This is a genomic window from Treponema sp., assembly GCF_045657965.1.
Lineage (GTDB): Bacteria > Spirochaetota > Spirochaetia > Treponematales > Treponemataceae > Treponema_D.
The window spans coordinates 1-18872 of the sequence record NZ_JAZOUG010000299.1 but is presented as its reverse complement, the minus strand read 5'-3'; the positions used below and the strand labels follow the sequence as shown (position 1 = coordinate 18872).

19 protein-coding genes are annotated in these 18872 nt (G+C 39.5%); 8 read left to right on the top strand and 11 right to left on the bottom strand.

All coding sequences use genetic code 11. From position 1 onward, the window contains the following. The first annotated feature begins 117 nt into the window (after positions 1 to 117). Positions 118 to 843: a Bax inhibitor-1/YccA family protein gene (locus ACKI5B_RS11435; RefSeq protein WP_407428859.1), complete on the top strand. Its 726-nt coding sequence runs from the start codon at positions 118 to 120 to the stop codon at positions 841 to 843. Positions 844 to 845: 2 nt separating this feature from the next. Here ACKI5B_RS11435 and ACKI5B_RS11430 read toward each other — a convergent pair whose 3' ends face one another. Continuing rightward, on the bottom strand, positions 846 to 2630 hold the full coding sequence (locus ACKI5B_RS11430) for an ABC transporter ATP-binding protein (protein WP_407428857.1): 1785 nt from the start codon (positions 2628 to 2630) through the stop codon (positions 846 to 848). An 86-nt stretch (positions 2631 to 2716) separates the two neighbouring features. On the opposite strand from ACKI5B_RS11430, the gene cysS reads away from it, so the two are divergent. The 5 genes from cysS (at position 2717) to pyrH (ending at position 8137) form a co-directional block, all read left to right on the top strand. Next, positions 2717 to 4273, top strand: coding sequence for a cysteine--tRNA ligase (gene cysS, locus ACKI5B_RS11425; protein WP_407428855.1), 1557 nt, complete (start codon positions 2717 to 2719; stop codon positions 4271 to 4273). A 65-nt stretch (positions 4274 to 4338) separates the two neighbouring features. Continuing rightward, positions 4339 to 4887: an RNA polymerase sigma factor gene (locus tag ACKI5B_RS11420; RefSeq protein ID WP_407428853.1), complete on the top strand. Its 549-nt coding sequence runs from the start codon at positions 4339 to 4341 to the stop codon at positions 4885 to 4887. Beyond that, the gene (locus tag ACKI5B_RS11415) at positions 4871 to 5668 is read left to right on the top strand and encodes an anti-sigma factor (protein WP_407428851.1); all 798 of its coding nucleotides are present in this window, start codon (positions 4871 to 4873) and stop codon (positions 5666 to 5668) included. Before ACKI5B_RS11420 ends, ACKI5B_RS11415 begins: the two co-directional genes overlap by 17 nt. Before the next feature lie 3 nt (positions 5669 to 5671). Further along, a complete protein-coding gene (locus ACKI5B_RS11410) occupies positions 5672 to 7405 on the top strand; it encodes a transglutaminase domain-containing protein (RefSeq protein WP_407428849.1) in 1734 nt (577 codons plus the stop codon). A gap of 36 nt (positions 7406 to 7441) precedes the next feature. Then, positions 7442 to 8137 carry a UMP kinase gene (gene pyrH / locus ACKI5B_RS11405; protein WP_407428847.1) on the top strand — a complete coding sequence of 232 codons (696 nt, stop codon included), beginning with the start codon at positions 7442 to 7444 and terminating at the stop codon, positions 8135 to 8137. 45 nt (positions 8138 to 8182) lie between these two features. On the opposite strand, the gene ACKI5B_RS11400 is transcribed toward pyrH, so the two are convergent. Genes ACKI5B_RS11400 through secG form a run of 9 tightly spaced genes read right to left on the bottom strand, consistent with a single transcriptional unit; the run spans position 8183 to position 15479 of the window. Beyond that, positions 8183 to 9964: a V-type ATP synthase subunit A gene (locus tag ACKI5B_RS11400; protein ID WP_407428845.1), complete on the bottom strand. Its 1782-nt coding sequence runs from the start codon at positions 9962 to 9964 to the stop codon at positions 8183 to 8185. Further along, on the bottom strand, positions 9961 to 10599 hold the full coding sequence (locus ACKI5B_RS11395) for a hypothetical protein (RefSeq protein ID WP_407428843.1): 639 nt from the start codon (positions 10597 to 10599) through the stop codon (positions 9961 to 9963). The genes ACKI5B_RS11400 and ACKI5B_RS11395 overlap by 4 nt, the downstream gene beginning before the upstream one ends. Positions 10600 to 10609: 10 nt before the next feature. Further along, positions 10610 to 10942, bottom strand: a complete 333-nt coding sequence (locus ACKI5B_RS11390; protein ID WP_407428841.1) for a V-type ATP synthase subunit F — start codon at positions 10940 to 10942, stop codon at positions 10610 to 10612. Beyond that, on the bottom strand, positions 10943 to 11323 hold the full coding sequence (locus ACKI5B_RS11385) for an ATP synthase subunit C (RefSeq protein WP_407428839.1): 381 nt from the start codon (positions 11321 to 11323) through the stop codon (positions 10943 to 10945). A gap of 20 nt (positions 11324 to 11343) precedes the next feature. Continuing rightward, complete coding sequence (locus ACKI5B_RS11380; protein WP_407428837.1) at positions 11344 to 13338, bottom strand: V-type ATP synthase subunit I; 1995 nt, start codon at positions 13336 to 13338, stop codon at positions 11344 to 11346. Next, positions 13338 to 14228, bottom strand: a complete 891-nt coding sequence (locus ACKI5B_RS11375) for a V0D/AC39 family V-type ATPase subunit (protein ID WP_407428835.1) — start codon at positions 14226 to 14228, stop codon at positions 13338 to 13340. Before ACKI5B_RS11375 ends, ACKI5B_RS11380 begins: the two co-directional genes overlap by 1 nt. 12 nt (positions 14229 to 14240) lie before the next feature. Then, positions 14241 to 14549: a hypothetical protein gene (locus tag ACKI5B_RS11370; RefSeq protein WP_407428833.1), complete on the bottom strand. Its 309-nt coding sequence runs from the start codon at positions 14547 to 14549 to the stop codon at positions 14241 to 14243. Between the two features lie 18 nt (positions 14550 to 14567). Continuing rightward, positions 14568 to 15035, bottom strand: coding sequence for a PTS sugar transporter subunit IIA (locus ACKI5B_RS11365; protein ID WP_407428831.1), 468 nt, complete (start codon positions 15033 to 15035; stop codon positions 14568 to 14570). 21 nt (positions 15036 to 15056) lie between these two features. Further along, positions 15057 to 15479, bottom strand: coding sequence for a preprotein translocase subunit SecG (gene secG / locus ACKI5B_RS11360; RefSeq protein WP_407428829.1), 423 nt, complete (start codon positions 15477 to 15479; stop codon positions 15057 to 15059). 294 nt (positions 15480 to 15773) lie between these two features. Here secG and ACKI5B_RS11355 point away from each other — a divergent pair, with 294 nt between their 5' ends. Further along, positions 15774 to 17132, top strand: coding sequence for a citrate/2-methylcitrate synthase (locus ACKI5B_RS11355; RefSeq protein WP_407428881.1), 1359 nt, complete (start codon positions 15774 to 15776; stop codon positions 17130 to 17132). After that, entirely contained in the window at positions 17132 to 17950 is an 819-nt protein-coding gene (locus ACKI5B_RS11350; protein ID WP_407428826.1) for a pseudouridine synthase, read from the top strand. The genes ACKI5B_RS11355 and ACKI5B_RS11350 overlap by 1 nt, the downstream gene beginning before the upstream one ends. A gap of 142 nt (positions 17951 to 18092) precedes the next feature. Here ACKI5B_RS11350 and thrH read toward each other — a convergent pair whose 3' ends face one another. Beyond that, positions 18093 to 18701 (bottom strand): bifunctional phosphoserine phosphatase/homoserine phosphotransferase ThrH, encoded by a 609-nt coding sequence (thrH, locus tag ACKI5B_RS11345; RefSeq protein ID WP_407428824.1) that lies wholly within the window; start codon positions 18699 to 18701, stop codon positions 18093 to 18095. Positions 18702 to 18872: the final 171 nt, after the last annotated feature.

The following is an 18872-nucleotide window of genomic DNA, read 5'->3' as shown; positions in this document are numbered from 1 at the left end:
TCCCAGAAAACATTTTCTTCCCTTTTAATATCGGAAAATTTACAGCAGGAATTTAGATAGTTTTTCTTGCAAGTTGCTCATAATTCCATTATCTTTTTAATAAGGAGTTTTTACTTTATGGAAAGAACAGTTACTGCTTTTGAATCAGAAAAATCAAAATTTATCACCAAAACTTATGCCTGGATGGGAGCTGCCCTTTTAATTAGCGCAGTTACCGCCTTTTTTACTGCAGCCAGTATCTATAATGAAACAGGGCTTTCTTCTTTTGGAAGATTTTTATTTGGCGGTTCTGCTGTCGGATTCTGGATTTTTTTAGTTGCAGAAATTGCATTGGTATGGGGACTTTCTGCCTCAATCCGTAAAATTTCTTTACAGACAGCAGTTTTAGGATTATTAGCCTACTCTGTCATCAATGGAATCACACTTTCTTCTATATTTATTGTATACCAGATTTCTTCAATTGCCGTAGCTTTTATAGCTTCTTCAGTAATGTTCTTTGCAATGTCTTTTTATGGAGCTACAACTAAAAAAAATCTTTCAACAATAGGGCATTACCTGATGATGGCTTTGGTTGGTGTAATTATTGTTTCACTTCTTGAATTTGTCATGTCACGGCTTTTTCACTTAAACACAACCATGCTTGATTATCTGATTGCAATTGTCACAGTAATTATTTTTACTGGCCTTACAGCTTACGACACTCAGAAAATTACAAAAGTAGCAGCCTATTCAAACGGAAATGAAGACTACCAGAAAGTTTCTATTATGGCCGCCCTTGAACTTTATCTGGATTTTATCAATATCTTCCTTGCTTTGCTCCGCATTTTCGGAAGAAGAAAGTAAAATTACTCTAACTTAAAAGTGCCGTTATACAAATCATAATAACGGCCCTGCTTTTCTAAAAGCTCATCATGATTTCCCCGTTCTATGATTTCACCTTTTTCAAGAACGAGGATTTCATCGGCATTCCGTACTGTAGAAAGACGGTGAGCAATTACAAATACAGTACGCCCTTTCATCAAAGCATCCATTCCCCTTTGAATCAGTCTTTCTGTACGCGTATCGATTGAACTTGTTGCTTCATCCAGAATCAAGACAGGCGGACTTGCGACAGCCGCACGGGCAATAGCCAGAAGCTGCCTCTGTCCTGCACTCAAAGAAGAACCGTCTCCCGTTATAACAGTGTTATAGCCTTCAGAAAGATGGCGGATAAAGTAGTCTGCATTTGCCAATTTTGCCGCACTGATTACTTCTTCATCCGTTGCATTAAGATTTCCGTAGCGGATATTTTCAAAAATCGTTCCAGTGAATAAATGCGTGTCCTGCAAAACCATACCGAGAGAATGCCTGAGCGAATCTTTTTTGATTTTTTTGAGCGGAATTCCGTCGTAAGTAATTTCACCATCTTCTATATCATAAAAACGTGTCAAAAGATTTGTAATTGTTGTCTTTCCGCTTCCAGTTGAACCAACTAAAGCAATTTTCTGTCCCGGTTTTGCATAAAGTGAAATATTTTTTAAAACAGGAACGCCCTTTTCATAAGAAAAATTGACATCCTTAAAAATAAATTCACCCCGTATATTCTGAGGAAGTTCGATTTCACCTTCATCATCTTCAGTTTTTTCATCAATAGCAGCAAAAATCCGTTCTGCTCCGGCTAAAGCATTTAATACAGAATTGAACTGCTGGCTTACCTGAGAGAGCGGGCGTGAAAATGAACGGGTTGACTGTAAAAAACTTGCAATTGTTCCAACATCAGAAAAGCCTTTGATAACCAGAAACGAGCCTGCAATTGCAGTAAGTGCATACTGAATGTGACTCAAATTATTCATCATGGGACCTAGAACAGAAACATAACTCATCGCGCTCGTACCGGCTTTCCGCAAATCTTCGTTAAGATTATCAAAGCGTGCATTAACCTGATTTTCACGATTAAAGACTTTTACAACTCTCTGGCCTTCGATTAATTCTTCAATAAAGCCATTTACTTTTCCGATATTTTCCTGCTGGCTTTTAAATGCACGGGCAGAGCGCTTCCCGATTTGAGATGAAAGAATCATAATCAGAAAAATCGTAACAAGCATTAAAACTGTGAGCGGAATACTCAAAACGCACATCATTATAAAAATGCCGGAAACCTGAAAAAAAGTAGAAAAAAGCTGTGGTACGCTCATACTGAACATTTCGCGTAAAGTGTCAGTGTCGTTCGTATATAAAGACATTAAAACACCATGCTGGCGGCTGTCATAGTACCGGAGCGGAAGTTTTTCCATATGATGAAATAAGTCTTTCCGGATGCTGCACAGAGTCTGTGTGGAAATAAGAATCAGAAGACGCTCTGAAGCATAAGAACTTAATGCCCCGCAGACATAAATTGTAATCATCGTAAGGACAAGACGAAAAAGCCCGGACAAATCGGCATTTTTCTGCCCGATTAAAGGCAGAATATGGTCGTTTATTGCAGGTTTAAGCACGTAAGCTCCTGCAACTTCTGCTAAAGCCGCAATAATAACGAAGAGAAATACAAAAATCCAGAGCATTTTAAAACGCCCCATGTAAGAAACAAGCCTGAAAATTGTTTTTTTTGTATTTTTAGGTTTTTGTGTACCGCGGATTTTTGGTGGTGGCATAACAATAAGTTTATAGGATTTTCAGAAAAATCTCCATAATCTTTATAGTCATTGAAAAAATGCACAATTTATTCTATATTTGTGTTATGTCTTTACGTTTATTTAACACAATGGGTCGCACATTGCAGGAATTTGAGCCGGTTAAAAAAGATTTTGTTGGTTTTTACGGCTGCGGTCCTACAGTTTACAATTATGCACATATCGGAAATCTGCGTGCATATGTTTTTCTGGATGTACTCGATAAAACTCTTTCATATTTAGGTTACGACATTAAACATGTCATGAATATCACCGATGTCGGCCACTTAACAGGCGATAGTGATGAAGGCGATGATAAAATGGTAAAAACTGCCGAAGAACGCCATCAGTCTGTTCTTGAAGTAGCACAGTTTTATACAGATGCATTCATGAAAGATATTGACGCTCTCAATATACGCCACCCGGATGTAATCTGTAAGGCAACTGAACATATTGACGACATGATTGCCTTAATCAAAAAACTCGAAGAAAACGGGCATACCTACATGGCCGGCGGTAATTTATACTTTGACATTTCAACTTATCCTGATTACGGAAAGCTTGCAAATCTCGACCTTTCAAAACTTATTGCTGGTAAAGGAAAACGCAAGGAAGTTGTAATCGACGAAAATAAACGCAATCCTGGCGATTTTGTTCTCTGGTTCACAAAAAGTAAATTCGAAAATCAGGCAATGACCTGGGATTCACCGTGGGGGCGCGGCTATCCGGGATGGCACATTGAATGTTCTGCAATGAGCATGAAATATCTTGGAAAACACATCGATATCCACACAGGCGGTATCGATCATGTTCCGGTTCACCACACAAATGAAATTGCCCAGAGTGAAGGAAGTTTTACCGAAGCAGAACGAAAAGAAGGTCCGTGGGTAAAATACTGGATGCACAATGAATTTTTAATTCTTGAAGGCGGAAAAATGTCAAAATCGAGCGGGCATTTTATCACCCTCCAGACAGAATTACCTGCAGAAAAGGGATTTTCTCTTACAAGCAAAGGATTTGCTCCTCTTGATTACAGATTCTTTCTGCTCGGCGGTCACTACAGAAAGCCTCTGATTTTCTCAATGGATGCGCTTGAATCTGCAAAAAACGGCCGGGCAGCTTTAAACGAACGGGTTGCAAAACTTATCAAAAAAGCAGAACAGGCAGAAAATTTAAAGCTGAAAATTGAGAATTATGAAGAAATTCTCAGTGAAATCGCAAAAAATCTTGGAGAAACTGAAAATTTAAAGAGATTCCGCAACGGACTGGAAAACGATCTTGCAACACCAGTCGCACTTTCGGCTTTACAGAAAGCTTCAAACGGCAAAGGACAGAAAGCAAGTGAAGCTTTAGCCGAAATCTATAAAATGGACAAAGTTATTTCTCTTTCTGTTATTGAAAACGCAATTACTATTGCAGAAAAACAGGCAGAAGAATCAAAATCACAGACAGACGACCATGCAGGAGATCCTGAAGCTGCAGAAATTACAGCATTAGTTGAACAGCGCACAGCTGCAAAAAAAGCAAAAGATTTTGCAACTGCCGATAAAATCCGTGACGAACTTGCAGCGCGAGGAATTACAATTATCGACACACCGCAGGGGCCTGCCTGGAAACGCTCGTAAGTACAAAAAATAAGAAAACTGTAACTTTTATACATCAGCATTGTTAGAATAGTGAGGACAGGAACATGCCGGTTGGACAGATTAATAAAACATATAATGCAGCTCATCCGGCTGACTTCAGGGCTATTTACAACGAAACATTCAGTCTGCTTTACAAAGTATCCTGGCGAGTTGTAAATGACGAAGAGGCGGCTGAAGACCTTGTTCACGACTCTTACATCAAGGCAAGCGAAAAAGGAATGGTTTTCCCAAGTCTTGATGATGCAAAATTCTGGCTCATCCGCGTAGTAAAAAACGCAAGCCTCAATTATGCAAAGCGAAAGGTTCGTGAATCAAAGGCCTATCACAAAGTTCTCTACGAAAGCAAAAAATCTTCAGAAGCAGCTGATACAAATCTGCTCAAAGAAGATGCAAAGAGAATTGCTCTTGAAGCCCTTAATAAACTGCCAAAAAGTCTGCGCGAAGTTTTGATTCTGCGCGAATACGGCGACCTCAACTACAAAGAAATCGGCAAGGTGCTCGGCATTACTGAAGGTAATGTCAAAATCCGCATGTTCCGTGCGCGCGAACAGCTTGAAAAGATATTGGAGGCTGATGATGTCTACATCTCTTGAAAAGGATTTACACTCTGTGTATATCGACGGCGAAATGCCGGAAAGTTTTGTTTCTCAGTACGAATCTCTTGTTTCTGCAAATCCGGAAGCCAAATCTTCTCTCGAAAAAATGCAGAAGCTGCACGATTTATTGCAGGAAGATTCTTCTCAAAAGACAGTTTCCAGCGATTTTATAGACCAAAGTTTTGAACGTCTGCAGACAAAAATGCGCTATGCTAAAAATGTTTCATTTGCAGACAGTTCTTCTTCAAAAAATTCAAAATCCTTTATCATACCATTTGCTAAATACGCTTCTTCTTTTGTGGCAGCTGCTGCTGTATTTGCTGTTGTCTTCATTCCGGTACATTATAATTCCCTCAAGTCAGCAAAAGAAACAGCTGTTGCAGCTATTTCAATTATGAAAGAAAAGAGCATCGAACCAATCGCAAAAAAAGATGTTATCGTAGACGGCAGTATCAATAAGGAAGACCTTTCGAACGGTCTGGCTATTTCAGAAAATTCACTTGCAAAAACAGATTCAAACCAGAACGAAGCTGATTTATCGTCAACGGTCGAACAAAAGACAATTTATGCAACAAATCTTGCATCAAACACTGCAAACAGCTCAATTCCTTTTATACATGAAAGAAGCACCAGAAATTCAATCAACTATCAGTTCCGGCAGAATCTTCCTTCTGTAGATGCATTTGCTCCTGATTTTTCATCATCTTCAGTTTCTATCACAATTAATATTCCAAATTTTCATGAAATCGGTAATAATATCGAAACGATGAAGGAATAGGAGTTGGCAGATTCTTCTAAAGTCAAAAATATTTTTTCTCTTCTTTTCAGAAAATACTCGGCTTTCCGGGTATTTTCGTATCTTTTTGTAATTGCGCTGGTTCTTTCTGTAATTTCCTTTGCAACAGTCAAATCAAAAAAAGTTCCTGTCATTGATTCGATTATTCCGGTAGTCGGTTCTGCAGGAGACACGATGATAATCCGCGGAACAAATTTCGGGCAGACCCGCGGAACAAATTATGTTGAAATCGGCGGAAACAGAATCACAGCAAGCGGATATATTAACTGGACTGAAAATTTAATAAAAATTGTTTTGCCATCAAACGTTCAGGACGGGCTTGTAATAGTCGTTACAAAGTCAGGAAAATCTTCTCCGGGATTTTTTGCAAATGAGGCAGGCATTCCAATTACAGTCAAACAGGATACAAAAACTTCATTACCTGTAATCACTTCTGTTTCACCGGCAGTATGTAAACCCGGCTCACTTTTAACAATTACCGGCTCCGATTTTGGAACTTCCAGAGGTACAAACAAAATTTATTTTACAGCTGCAGCAGAACATTCATCATTAGGAACAGGTCAGGGAGAACTGGTTTCAGATTTTGATTTTAATACAATTCAGGCAAGCGAAACAAATTATGATTATGAATATTGGAGCGATTCAGAAATACGTGTAAGAGTTCCAGACGGGGCTGCAACCGGAAACATTTACATTGAAACAGAAAAAGGAAAAAGCAATCAGTTCTTTGAAGAAATCAGCACGCCGATCGGCTCAAAATCTTACAACTCACCAAAAACTTATATTTTACAGATAAATTCTGATATTGATTCAATAAATACAAAAAATGGTACAAACATTACATTAAGATTTCCTAGACCGGTTCAGATATCCTGGCAGCCGATGGTTGAACTTACTGAGTATTCTCCACAGCCAATTATTATGGATTACAAGAATACTATTATACATCAGCTGGAATTACAAAAATCTTCATCACAGGCTAAAAAATTTAAATTTTCTCACACCTTTGTAATTTTAACTTACAATATTCAGACTCAAATCAACGAAAATTTAATTAAACCGTATTCACAGTCACAAAAAGAAAGGGTTTTACATAAAAATGCCGTTTGCCAGAATGCACTTATTCAATGCGAAAATGAAAAAGTTATAAATCTGGCAAAACAGATTGTCGGAAAAGAAGTAAATCCTTACAAACAGGCAAAATTAATTTATGATTACCTTCTTCAAAACTACAAAATCCTTAATTCACTCCGGAAAGCAGATGAAAATCCGCTGGACTTGATTAAAGATAAAAAAGGTGATGCATACGATTTTGCAATTTTCTACACGACATTGCTTCGTTCAATAAAAATTCCGGCCGCTCCTATGGCAGGTATTTTAGTAGATTCTGAAATGAAAGCAAAAAGTCACTGGTGGGTTGAATTCTACATTGAAGATTTCGGATGGATCCCTGTAGATATTGCTCTGGCTATGGGATTAGAATACAAACCATTCAGAACTGTAGAAAATTTACAGGATTTTTATTTTGGAAATTTAGATTCGCAGCACATTGCATTCTCAAAAGACTGGAATGAAATCAAACAGACAATTTCTCATAATAATAAAATCGTATACCGACCAAAAACATATGCCTTCCAGTCAATATGGGAAGAATCAAGTGAAGGAAATGTAAATTACAGTTCTCTCTGGAATGATCCAATTATACTGGGCTTATACTAAATTATAATTTGAAAATAGAAAATTATGGAGGTTTTTATGTCAACAAAGGTTTTGTCTGTAGGCGGCTCAATTGTTGCCCCAGAATATCCGGATACTGATTTTGTATCACGATTCGTTTCCATGGTCAAAGATTTTCTTTCTAAAAATCAAAATGACCGTCTTATTCTTGTAATTGGCGGAGGAGGACCTGCACGCATTTATCAGAAAGCATTTCGGCAAGTTACTGGTACAGCAGAAAATGCCGGAACAGATGCAGCTGACTGGATTGGAATTATGGCAACAAGGCTTAACGCACAGTTTGTAAAAGCAAGTTTTGGAGAACTGTGTAAAGAAGATGTAGTAACAGACCCTACAGCAGCAAAAGAATTTACAGGCCGGATACTGGTTGCAGCCGGATGGAAACCTGGTTTTTCAACCGATAATGATGCAGTCTTGCTTGCAGAAAAATTTGCTGCAGATACTGTTGTAAATCTAAGCAACATCGAAAAAGTTTATACAGATGACCCGCGGAAAAATCCTGATGCAAAACCGCTTGATGAAATTTCCTGGTCTGATTTCAGAAAAATGGTTGGTGACGAATGGATTCCCGGCAAAAACTGTCCGTTTGATCCTATCGCAAGCAAAAAAGCACAGGAGCTTAATCTTAAAGTTATCTGTGCCGGCGGCAAAAACATCGATAACACCCGGGCCATTCTTGAAAATAAAGCCTATACAGGTACAACAATTAAGTAATAAGAAAGCCGCATTTCAAAAATGAAGTGCGGCTTTTCTTTTTTGTTATTTTTTATACTGTCTTTCTAAATTACCCATCTGCTCGTCAAGGCGGCCTTCGACTTCTTTAATCTGCTCAAGCTTGTCATTCGGAACCTGTGATTTTAAACGCACGATTTCGTCTTTTACAGGAAGAGAAGCAACAGCCGGCAGTGGACTTCCTGCCTTTATTACAGCAAGCGCACGATTGTAGTAAGTCATAATCAGCGAAAGAATTGCAATCTGTTTTTCTGGAACAGAATAGACATCAACTGCATCAAAAGCACTCTGCTGTAAAAAGCCGTTTTTAATCATGTCGGCAACTGTAAGAACGATGCGCTTTTCGTCCGGAAGGGCATCAGGTCCAATCAGGCGGACAATCTGCTGCAGTCTCTGCTCGTCTTTTAAAAGTTCAAGGGCTGAAAGACGCACTTCTGCCCATCGAGGATCAAGTTTGTCCCACCATTCACGGATTTCTTCTGCGTATTCTGAATACGAATCAATCCAGCCGATAGCAGGATAATGACGCGCATTTGCAAGCTCGCGGTCGAGAGCCCAGAAACAGCGGATAAATCGTTTTGTATGCTGGGTTACAGGCTCAGAAAAGTCACCGCCCGGAGGAGAAACAGCTCCGATTACAGAAACACTGCCTTCTTCGCCGCAAAGGGCATTTACGCGGCCGGCTCTTTCGTAGAATTCTGCAAGACGGGTCGGAAGATAAGCCGGAAATCCTTCTTCTGCAGGCATTTCTTCCATTCGGCCCGAAAGTTCACGCAAAGCTTCTGCCCAGCGGCTTGTTGAGTCTGCCATGATTGCAACATGCATACCCATATCGCGGTAATATTCTGCAAGTGTGATTCCCGAATAAAGCGAAACTTCGCGCGCTGCAACCGGCATGTTTGAAGTGTTTGCAATAAGAATCGTTCGTTCCATAAGAGAGCGGCCGGTTCTCGGGTCAATCAAAGTCGGGAATTCAGTAAGAACGTCGGTCATTTCGTTACCGCGTTCCCCGCAGCCAATGTATACGATTAAATCTGCATCACACCATTTTGCAATAGCGTGCTGAGTCATTGTTTTTCCGGTACCGAATCCGCCCGGAATTGCAGCCGTTCCACCCTTACTAAGCGGGAAGAACACGTCAATTACACGCTGACCTGTAACAAGAGGCTGAGAAACTTCGAGTTTTTTTGCATAAGGGCGGGGAACACGAAGCGGCCAGTAATGAGAAAGCCTGATTTCTTCATCTAAATCAGTAGTTCCGATTACTTCGTCTACAGTGTATTCACCTTCACCCTTGAAAGTTTTGAGAATTTTGCCCTTTACAGTCGGCGGAACCATGATTTTATGGCGGATAGATTCAGTTTCCTGAACATAGCCTAAGACAACTCCGGCAGAAATTGCCATGCCTTCGCCAACACCTTCTGCAACCGTCATTTTCCATTTTTTTGAAACGTCAATCGGTTCGGTGCGTTCACCAGGAACTAAGAATGCTCCTGAAGACTCGAACATATTTTTAAGAGGACGCTGAATTCCATCATAAATCGTTCCGACAAGACCGGGCCCAAGACGCAAAGAAAGAGGACGACCGTTTGAAACGACTTCTTCGCCGATTTTCATGCCGGTATCGTCTTCGTAAACCTGAATTGTCGCCCTGCCTTCGTTCTGACGGATAATCTCGCCGATAATTTTCTTTTCGCCGACATCGACTACATCGTAAAGACCGCAGCCCTCCAGTCCTTCAGCATATACAATAGGTCCTGAAATTCGGGTAATTTTACCTTTTGTCTGCTTTGAATTTACTTCGCTCATTCAGGTAACCTCCCGCCAAAAAGTTTTACTGCAAGCTCTTCTGAATATTTATCCTTTATCTCACGGACAATCTGATCAAGCGTAAGGCGGATTTTTACAAAGCCGTCTTCAGAAACAAGGATAATTCCTTCATGGAAATTGTTGCCTGATTCTGCCTGTTCGCCGGATTTTTCAAAAGAGATTTCTTCGACTTTCAAAAGATTCTTTGAAAGCGACTTTTCAAGCATTTTTTTTGCATTTTCAGTCTTAAAACCAAATACAAAAGCATTTATTTTTTTCTCACGAATTATCGCAAGAGATTTTTCAAGTTTTTTTTCTGCAAGGGACAGACGTTTTTCTTCCCCAAGATTTTCAAGATATTCATTAAAGGCTTTCGAAACAGATTCACTGTAAAAAGAAACCAGAAAGCGTCCCTTTTCCAGAGGAAAGGCTTCTTCTACGCTCTTTTCAGCTTGAGACAATTTTTCTGAATAATAAGCCTCTTTCTTTTTTGAAGCCTCCTCAATACGAAAAGCAACATTTTCAAGGATCGTCTTGCACTCTTCATCTGCACGAGTAAGAATTTTTTGAGCCTTTTTTCGTGCATCAGCTTCAATTTCTTTATCAAGTATTTCAGTAGAACGTAGTTCTTCCATTCGTTATTCCTTAAACAGAAATTCCTACGGCTTCACGGATTGCATCTGTAAGAGACTTTTTACCCTCCATATGACCGTGAATACCTGGAATCTCAACAATCAGCGGATACTGACTGCTTTTCTGCCATTTAAGAACTTCTTCTTCAATCATGGCAGAAACATCCTCAGTCAGGATTAAAATTTTGGGTCTTTCATCAACAGGAACACTCTCAGCTCCACCAAGGCCTGTAACACGACGGAATGCATCTAACGCCTCATTACGATTGACTGCAATACTTCCGTCTACACCAACCAATTTAAAGCCGAGAATAATTTCCCTTTCCGCAATGACAAAATATTCCATTTACAAAATTATAATAAGCAAAGCTACAAGGAATCCCCACAGACAGATACCTTCTGCAAGACCTACGAATGGAAGTGCTTTACCAGAAAGTTCAGCATTTTCGCTCATTGCACCCATTGCAGCTGCACCAATTTTTCCAACAGCCATACCACCTGCGATACAGGCAAGTCCTACAGCAAGACCGGCTGCAATGTACTTGATTGCAGAAGAGTCTTTTGCAGTTTCTGCAGAAGCTGTTTCAGCTGATGTAGCTGCAGACTGTGAAACAGCCTGTACTGTTTCCTGTGCACTAGATTCCTGATTAACAGCGTCCTGTGCAAATCCTGCGAAAATTGAAAGTCCAGTTAAAACTGCGGCAATCATCAAAATTTTCTTGTTCATAAAAAAACCTCACTATAACCTTATTTATAATCAAACGAGAAAGGCTTAAATTCCCTGCCCGTTTCATTGAAAAATTTAGAAAAGAATTCATAGTACTGCAATCGGATAACCTGAATTGCAACAATCATTCCTTCAAGAACAACAACAATTGCATTTCCAACGAGCATGACTCCAAGATAAGCAGGACCTGCCATTTCTGAAAGAGTTGCAATTATGAATCCCAGAACAGCGTGTGCAAGACCGAATGCCCCGACACGGATAAAGCTGATTGAATTTGACATATAGCTGATTAAAGTTTCCAAAAGCTCGACAATTGCTTCGATTATGGCGGCAAAAAGTCCGTTTTCAAAGACAGGCTTTTCTCCTTCAATAATGCGGTGAATCGGCTCACTGAACATCGTTAAAAACAGCGTAATACCAATAACTATTCCGTCTGCAAGATCAATCGAATGACCTGTAAGCACAATCCGGATTACCATTACAACTACATACCAGAAGAAAACTGCGCCGGAAAGACCATTTTTGCCGAACAAAGCCTTTGAAACTTTATGCATTAAAAGGTTGTTGATGATATTTATAATAAGACCAACTGAGTTAATAATAAATCCGACTCCAACCGTTACACCAAAAAAGCCGAACATAGTTTTAATTGAATGTTCACTTCCGTCTGGCATAAGGTGGAGAATTGGGGCGTGAGGCTCTCCAAAAAGACCTGTAAGCGCCATAGAAACAGGCTTTAAAACTTCTTCGTTTCCAAAGAATTCACCGGTAAGAAGGCCCATAATCATACTCGAAGTACCAATTGCCATAAAAATCGGAGCGAATTTATTCCAGCCTCCAACTTTTACAATCTTGAAATTCATTAAAAGGCCCAAAAGAAGGAAAATAAAGCCCTGACCGGCATCACCAAACATAATTCCAAACAGAAGTGTAAAGAAAAGAGCCACGAAAGGAGTCGGATCAATTGCACCATAAACAGGTGAACCATAGCTGAAAATCATGCGTTCAAAAGCGCCGACAAGTTTTCCATGCTTTAAACGGACAGGAACCTGTTCAGTGCCGTTTATTACAGAAGGAACTTCTAAAGGATTATACACACGGATTGCAATTCTTCCTTCGGTAAGCTTATCCATGTCTTTCATCATTGAATGGCAGTCCGAAGAAGGAATCCAGCCTGTAATCCGGTACACAAGGCTTGTAGATTCAAGATTATTCTGTACATCAACAATTTGAGAAGAAATTGCAAACGAAGCAAGAAGAGAATGCAATAAATCAGTGTGAGTTACTGCCATGTTATGTTTTTCTTCATTTATATAATCAAGTGCTTTCTGACTTTCAGTAAATTTTAATTCCAGCCCTTCAAGCACATCATCAGGTACACCCTTAAAATCTTCCGGTATTTCAAACGGAACAAATCCAAATTTTTTAAGTTCTGTATCAAGTGAAAAGCGTGCTTTTTTAGAGCTGGCAGCCATAATTTTTGATTTATCATCGCCAAGAGGAACAATAATAGCCCGCTGACCGACAGAAAAAGCCAGTTCATCAAAAACAGCCGGATCAATTTTTCCGACCTTGACTGAAAGAAACGAAAGATGGTCAAGTTCGGAAAAAGGAACCTTAAGGTTTTTGAAGGATTCTGCTTCTTCTTTTGATTCTTTAACGCGTTTAAGTTCTTCAGATGCAGCATATTCGCGCTTTTTAAGTTCCTCTACATCAGAAAGGAATTTTTCAGCAATTGAAGTATTTTCTTCAGTTGAACGAGACGCATGAGAGATGTCATTTGAATCAATATCAGAAACAGAAAGAAAAGAACGGGCCTCCTGAAGACGGACAAATAAATCACGCTCAGGATTTTTTATCTCTCCAGCCCGTGAAGAATCAGAGAGTTTTAAAGAATCACTTTTTTGATTCTGAAACTGAAAATTGCCTTTTTTACCTAAAAATTCAAGCACAGAACCTATGTCATTTTTCATGACCATCAGTTCAACAAGGTTCATCTGTGTTGTTCTAGCCATTACTCTCCTCCTCTTACAGCCTCTGAATAGCCGGCTGCATCCATAACACGTTCCGAGTCTACACCAAGGCGAAGACCTTCTGCCACAGCACGAATACAATCAAGTTCGTATTGTTTTATTCTAAACCATGAAACCAGACTTGTCACACTCATAGGGTCTTTATGGAAAAACCTCTTGTATGCTTTAGCAAGATAAGTTTTTAAACTGCGTTCTATCCAGCACGGATCAATTTCCCAGACTACGCCTTCTTCATGAGGATTTAAAAACTGTGCATACTTCCAGTTTTTCCAGTCATCATATGAAGAAATATCTTTACCGGCAACTGCCATTGCTTCTCTGGCTAAAACATCATCCTTACGTTTATGTTCTTCTGAATAAATTAAATGTTCAGAAATTTCTTCCTCAGAAAAATGATAATAAACTTTCAGCCGGAGAGCCCAGAGAATATTTTTTAAGGAAATTTCCATTTTATAAAGCTGTTCCAGATTTTCTTTATCAGATCCATTCAAAGAATTAACGGCATTCCATAAATTTATTATCTGTAACCGGTCATTTTTAGCATTCAATTCTGAATCCTCTGACTTTTCAGAAATCTCATATTCGTAAAACTTTATAATTTCCAAAAGAATGGGAGAAGGATTTTCAAATTCTGCAAGAAGGCTTTTGTATTGATTTAAAAATTTTTGGGCGGCTTTAACTTCAATTTCTTTGGAAAGAAGCACTTCAGGCACAGATGGAACTTCATCTTCAAACAAAAGCGAATAAAGTTCCCGAAGAGACTGTACAGAAAATAGTTTTACTGCATTTTCACCTGTAAAAGATTTTGCTAAAAGAGCACTTGCCTTTGCATAAACAAAGCCTGAAGCTGCAGAAGTGTCCAAAGAACCCATACACTCCCCCGCCTACACATGCAAAACAGTATCAAGAAATGAATTAAATGACGATTTATCAAGTGTTGAAGATGAAATTTTAGATTTATATTCTGAAATTTTTTGATTTTTTGTTTGTTCAAGGTTTGAAATCTTTTCGGAGTAAGATTTTTCACATTCTTCAACTATTTTTTTAAATTCCTGTTGAAATTTAGAATCAGCCTGTGCTTTTGCTGAAGCAATTTTTTTATCGGCTTCTTCCTGTGCATTTAAAGTTAGAGCAGAAGCCCTCTGTTCAACTTCCAAAAGATGACTGATTGTATTTACTTCTCTGTCAGACATGCTTCACCTCAATGAAGTTTATTTTAACAGAGATTCTTCAGATGTGCAAATGAAATTATAAATTTCTGCAGATGATTTTAAGGAAAGAAGATTTTGAACAAAATCTGGAATCTGCAATACAGTGGCAAGCTGTTTTAGAATCTGAATATGATGCTCAGTTTCATTTTCATTTCCAATAATCATAAAAACCGCATGAACAGGAGCCTTATCCAGAGAATCATAATCAATTCCGTCTTTAGTGATTCCTATTGCACCAACAGAACCTTTTATTGACGAAATAAGAGCGTGAGGTATGGCCACAGAATGCATAATTCCTGTAGTCATTTTTGACTCACGCTCGTTTAATGTAGCCAATGCTTCACTTTTATTAAAAACGGGATATTTTGAATGAATGACTTCGACAAGTTCTTCAAAAAGTTCATCTTTTTCGGTACTGGAAAGATTTGCAATAATTGTTTCTTTTGGAAAAACTTCGCCTAAAGTCATTTTATTCCCCAGCCAAAAAAATTACTGAGCTGAAGTTTCTGCTGTTTCAACAGGTGCTTCTGTTGTTTCAGCAGTATTTTCTGTTTTTTCAGTCTTTTCTGAATCATCCCACCATCTTCCGTCAGAAGATTCTTCAGAAGAAGCAGGTGCGTCAACTGTTACTCCAGACTCTTCAGCAGCAGCCCGCAAAGCAGCATCAGTTGAATCAGATTTAGAAGGAAGAGCCTTTGCAATACAGAAGGTAACAACAAAGAACAAAATAACAAAAGCAACTGTAACTTTTGTAAGAACCGAAGCAGAATGAGAACCGAAAGCAGCTGAATTTCCGCCACCAAGCATTCCACCCATTCCACTGTTATCCTGATCCTGAACCAGAACAAGCAGAACCAGAAGAATACAGATGATTACAAATGCAACAATGAGCACACCTTTAATAATATCCATTTTTTACTCCAAAGTATGATAACTATTTAAAAATCAGTTTGAATATTTTATAGAAATATAAACTACAAGTCAACATTTTATTGCAATGAATCCTGCATTTTTGTATAATTATAAAAAACTATCAGTTAATTCTGCATATTTATACAATATTTTTTTGGAGGTCGTATGGAAATTACCGAAAACGAAAGACACTATCTTGAATTCCTCAAAGAAAAAATCGACAGCAAACTGCAGGGAAGCGGTGCTGCATTCAGTGAACAGGAATTAAAACGCATCGACTCTCTCCAGGAAAAAATCAACCAGAAAATTGACGAAAAGCTTCTTATAGAAAAGCTTTCAAGCATTGCACAGAATAACGACCCGATCGACAAAAGCCTCTACGACAAATACGATGTTAAGCGAGGTCTTCGTAATGCAAACGGCACCGGTGTTCTTGTAGGATTAACCAGCATTGGTGATGTTGTCGGCTACGAAGTAAAAGACGGCCAGAAGGTTGCAATCCCGGGCCGCTTAGTTTACCGCGGATACAATGTCGAGTCTCTCGTTAAAGATGCAGAAGAACACAATCAGTTCGGCTACGAGCAGTGCGCATATCTTCTTCTTTTCGGAAAGCTCCCGACCTCTGATGAACTTGCCGAATTCAACGAGCTTTTAGGCGTTCACCGCACCCTGCCTGAAAACTTTACCGAAGACATGATTATGAAAGCTCCTTCTGCAGACATTATGAATAAGCTTGCACGCGGAGTTTTAGCTTCATATTCTTACGATCCGAATCCGGAAGACCGCTCACTTTCAAATGTCCTTCATCAGTGTATTGCACTCATTTCACGCTTTTCAACACTCACTGCTTACGGCTATCAGGCAAAAAGGCGCTACTACGACGGAAAGTCTATGTACATCCACAATCCTCTTCCCGAGCTTTCTACTGCCGAAAATTTTCTTCGCTTAATCCGAAACAACAAGGCTTTCACAGACGACGAAGCAAAACTTTTAGACCTTGCCCTCATTCTTCACGCTGAGCACGGCGGCGGTAACAACTCATCTCTTACAGTACACGTTGTTTCTTCTGCCGACACTGACACATACTCTGCAATCGGAGCTGCAGTCGGCTCTCTCAAAGGCAGGCGCCACGGTGGAGCAAACATTCAGGTTGCAGAAATGATGGACAATATCAAAGAAAATGTAAAAGACTGGTCAAATGAAAACGAAGTAAAAGCCTACCTCGAAAAAATTGCAAATAAAGAAGCTTACAACCGCACAGGCCTTATCTACGGAATGGGTCATGCAGTTTACACAATCAACGACCCGCGCGCTACCCTCCTTCGCGACAAGGCAGCAAAACTTGCCCGCGAAAAAGGTCTTGAAGAAGAATACAATCTTTACAAAATGGTTGAACGCTTCAGTCCGGAAATTCTTTACAACAAGCACGGCGACGGCAAAAAAATCTGCGCAAACGTTGACCTCTACTCAGGCTTCGTTTACTCAATGCTCAATATTCCGCGCGAGCTCTTCACTCCTATTTTCGCAATTTCACGAATTGCAGGCTGGAGTGCTCACCGTATCGAGGAAATCATCGCCGGCGGAAAGATTTACCGCCCTGCATACAAGAATATTTCTGCAGAACGCGAATATATACCGATTGAAAAACGCTGATGGAAAGAATAGATAAAATTTTATCACATCACGGATTCGGCTCACGAAAAGACGTTAAAAAACTGCTGCGGGACGAGCTTGTCAGTGTAAACGGCAAATTCGTCTACGATCCCGGCTTTCAGCTCGACATCGAAAAAGATGAAGTTACTGTCGATGGTGAACAGATTAAACTCCAGCACGATATCTACATAATGATGAACAAGTGTCAGGATGTAGTTTGTGCCAATAAAGACGGAGAACACCGCACGGTTTTTGACCTGCTCGATGATAGCCTTCGCCACAAATTTTTAGGCGGGGAGCTTCACTGCATGGGAAGGCTCGACATAGACACGGAAGGGCTTTTAATTTTAACAACCGACGGAAAACTTACACACAGGCTTCTTTCGCCAAAAACCCACGCCCCGAAAACCTATGCCGTAGGACTGCGCGATTCTCTAACAGAGGAAGAAAAGCTTAAATATACAGAAAAATTTTCAAAAGGATTCCGGGTTGACCGCGAACAGAATGAATCAGGCTTTGACGCCCAGCCGGCAGAAATAATTTTTTGTGAATCAAATGAATCTGCCGCACGGACGCGGCACGAAGCAAATAAAACCGCGAATCGCGACAGCGAATCGTCACGACAGGATGTCGCATGTCTTTTAACGATTTACGAAGGAAAGTACCATCAGGTTAAGCGCATGTTCGCACAGCTTGGAAATGAAGTCGTATACTTAAAACGCGTAAAAATGGGAAGCCTTGAGCTCGACCCTGCGATTCCTCTGGGCGGCTATAGGGAATTAAACGAAAAAGAAATAAAACTGCTTCAAACTGAATAAATGTACATATGCGTAAGCGGGGTTATGACAGAAACTCGCTTTGAAGAGCGGAGCGTCCCGAAGGGCTTCAACCGCGAGATTTCTGGCATGTTCCCGCTGAAAGCATATTTTTTATTCGGCAAATTGAATTAAGACATTCAATTTATTTTTCATCAATTACCTTACAGATTGCTTCGTAGAGCTCATCAAACTCAGTGAAAGCCGGAATATTCGGAAAATCGGCTTTAATTTTATCAGTTGTACGGAAAAGGAAACCGGCTTTGCTTGCCTGAATCATTCCCAGATCGTTGTAGCTGTCGCCGGAAGCAATAGTTTCGTAACCGATTGACTGCAATGCTTTTACAGTTGTAAGCTTTGACTGACTGCAGCGCATTTTATGGCTTACGATAAATCCGTCAGAATCAACTTCGAGCGAGTTACAGAAAATTGTCGGCATTCCAAGCTTTTTCATAAGAGGAGCTGCAAATTCTTCAAATGTATCGCTTAAAATAATTGTCTGACATTTTGCACGAAGCTTATCCATAAACTCTTTGGCTCCGGGAAGCGGATCAATTTTTGCGATTGTGTTCTGAATGTCTTTAAGGGTAAGACCATGCTCCTTTAAGATACCTATACGCCACTGCATAAGTTTATCATAATCAGGCTCATCACGGGTTGTCCGTTTAAGCTCCGGGATTCCTGATTCTTCACTGAAAGCAATCCAGATTTCAGGAACAAGAACACCTTCCATATCAAGACATGTTACATACATAAAAATTTCCTCTAAAATTTATTAAAAAATTGAAATGATTTTAGCAAAAATATTGAAAATGTAAAACACTGCGTTAAAATTTATGTAAGAGTATAAAAAAATATACAGATATTAAAAAAATCTTAAATTTTTGTTCAAATTTATATACACATCTTCTACCTGTCTAAAATT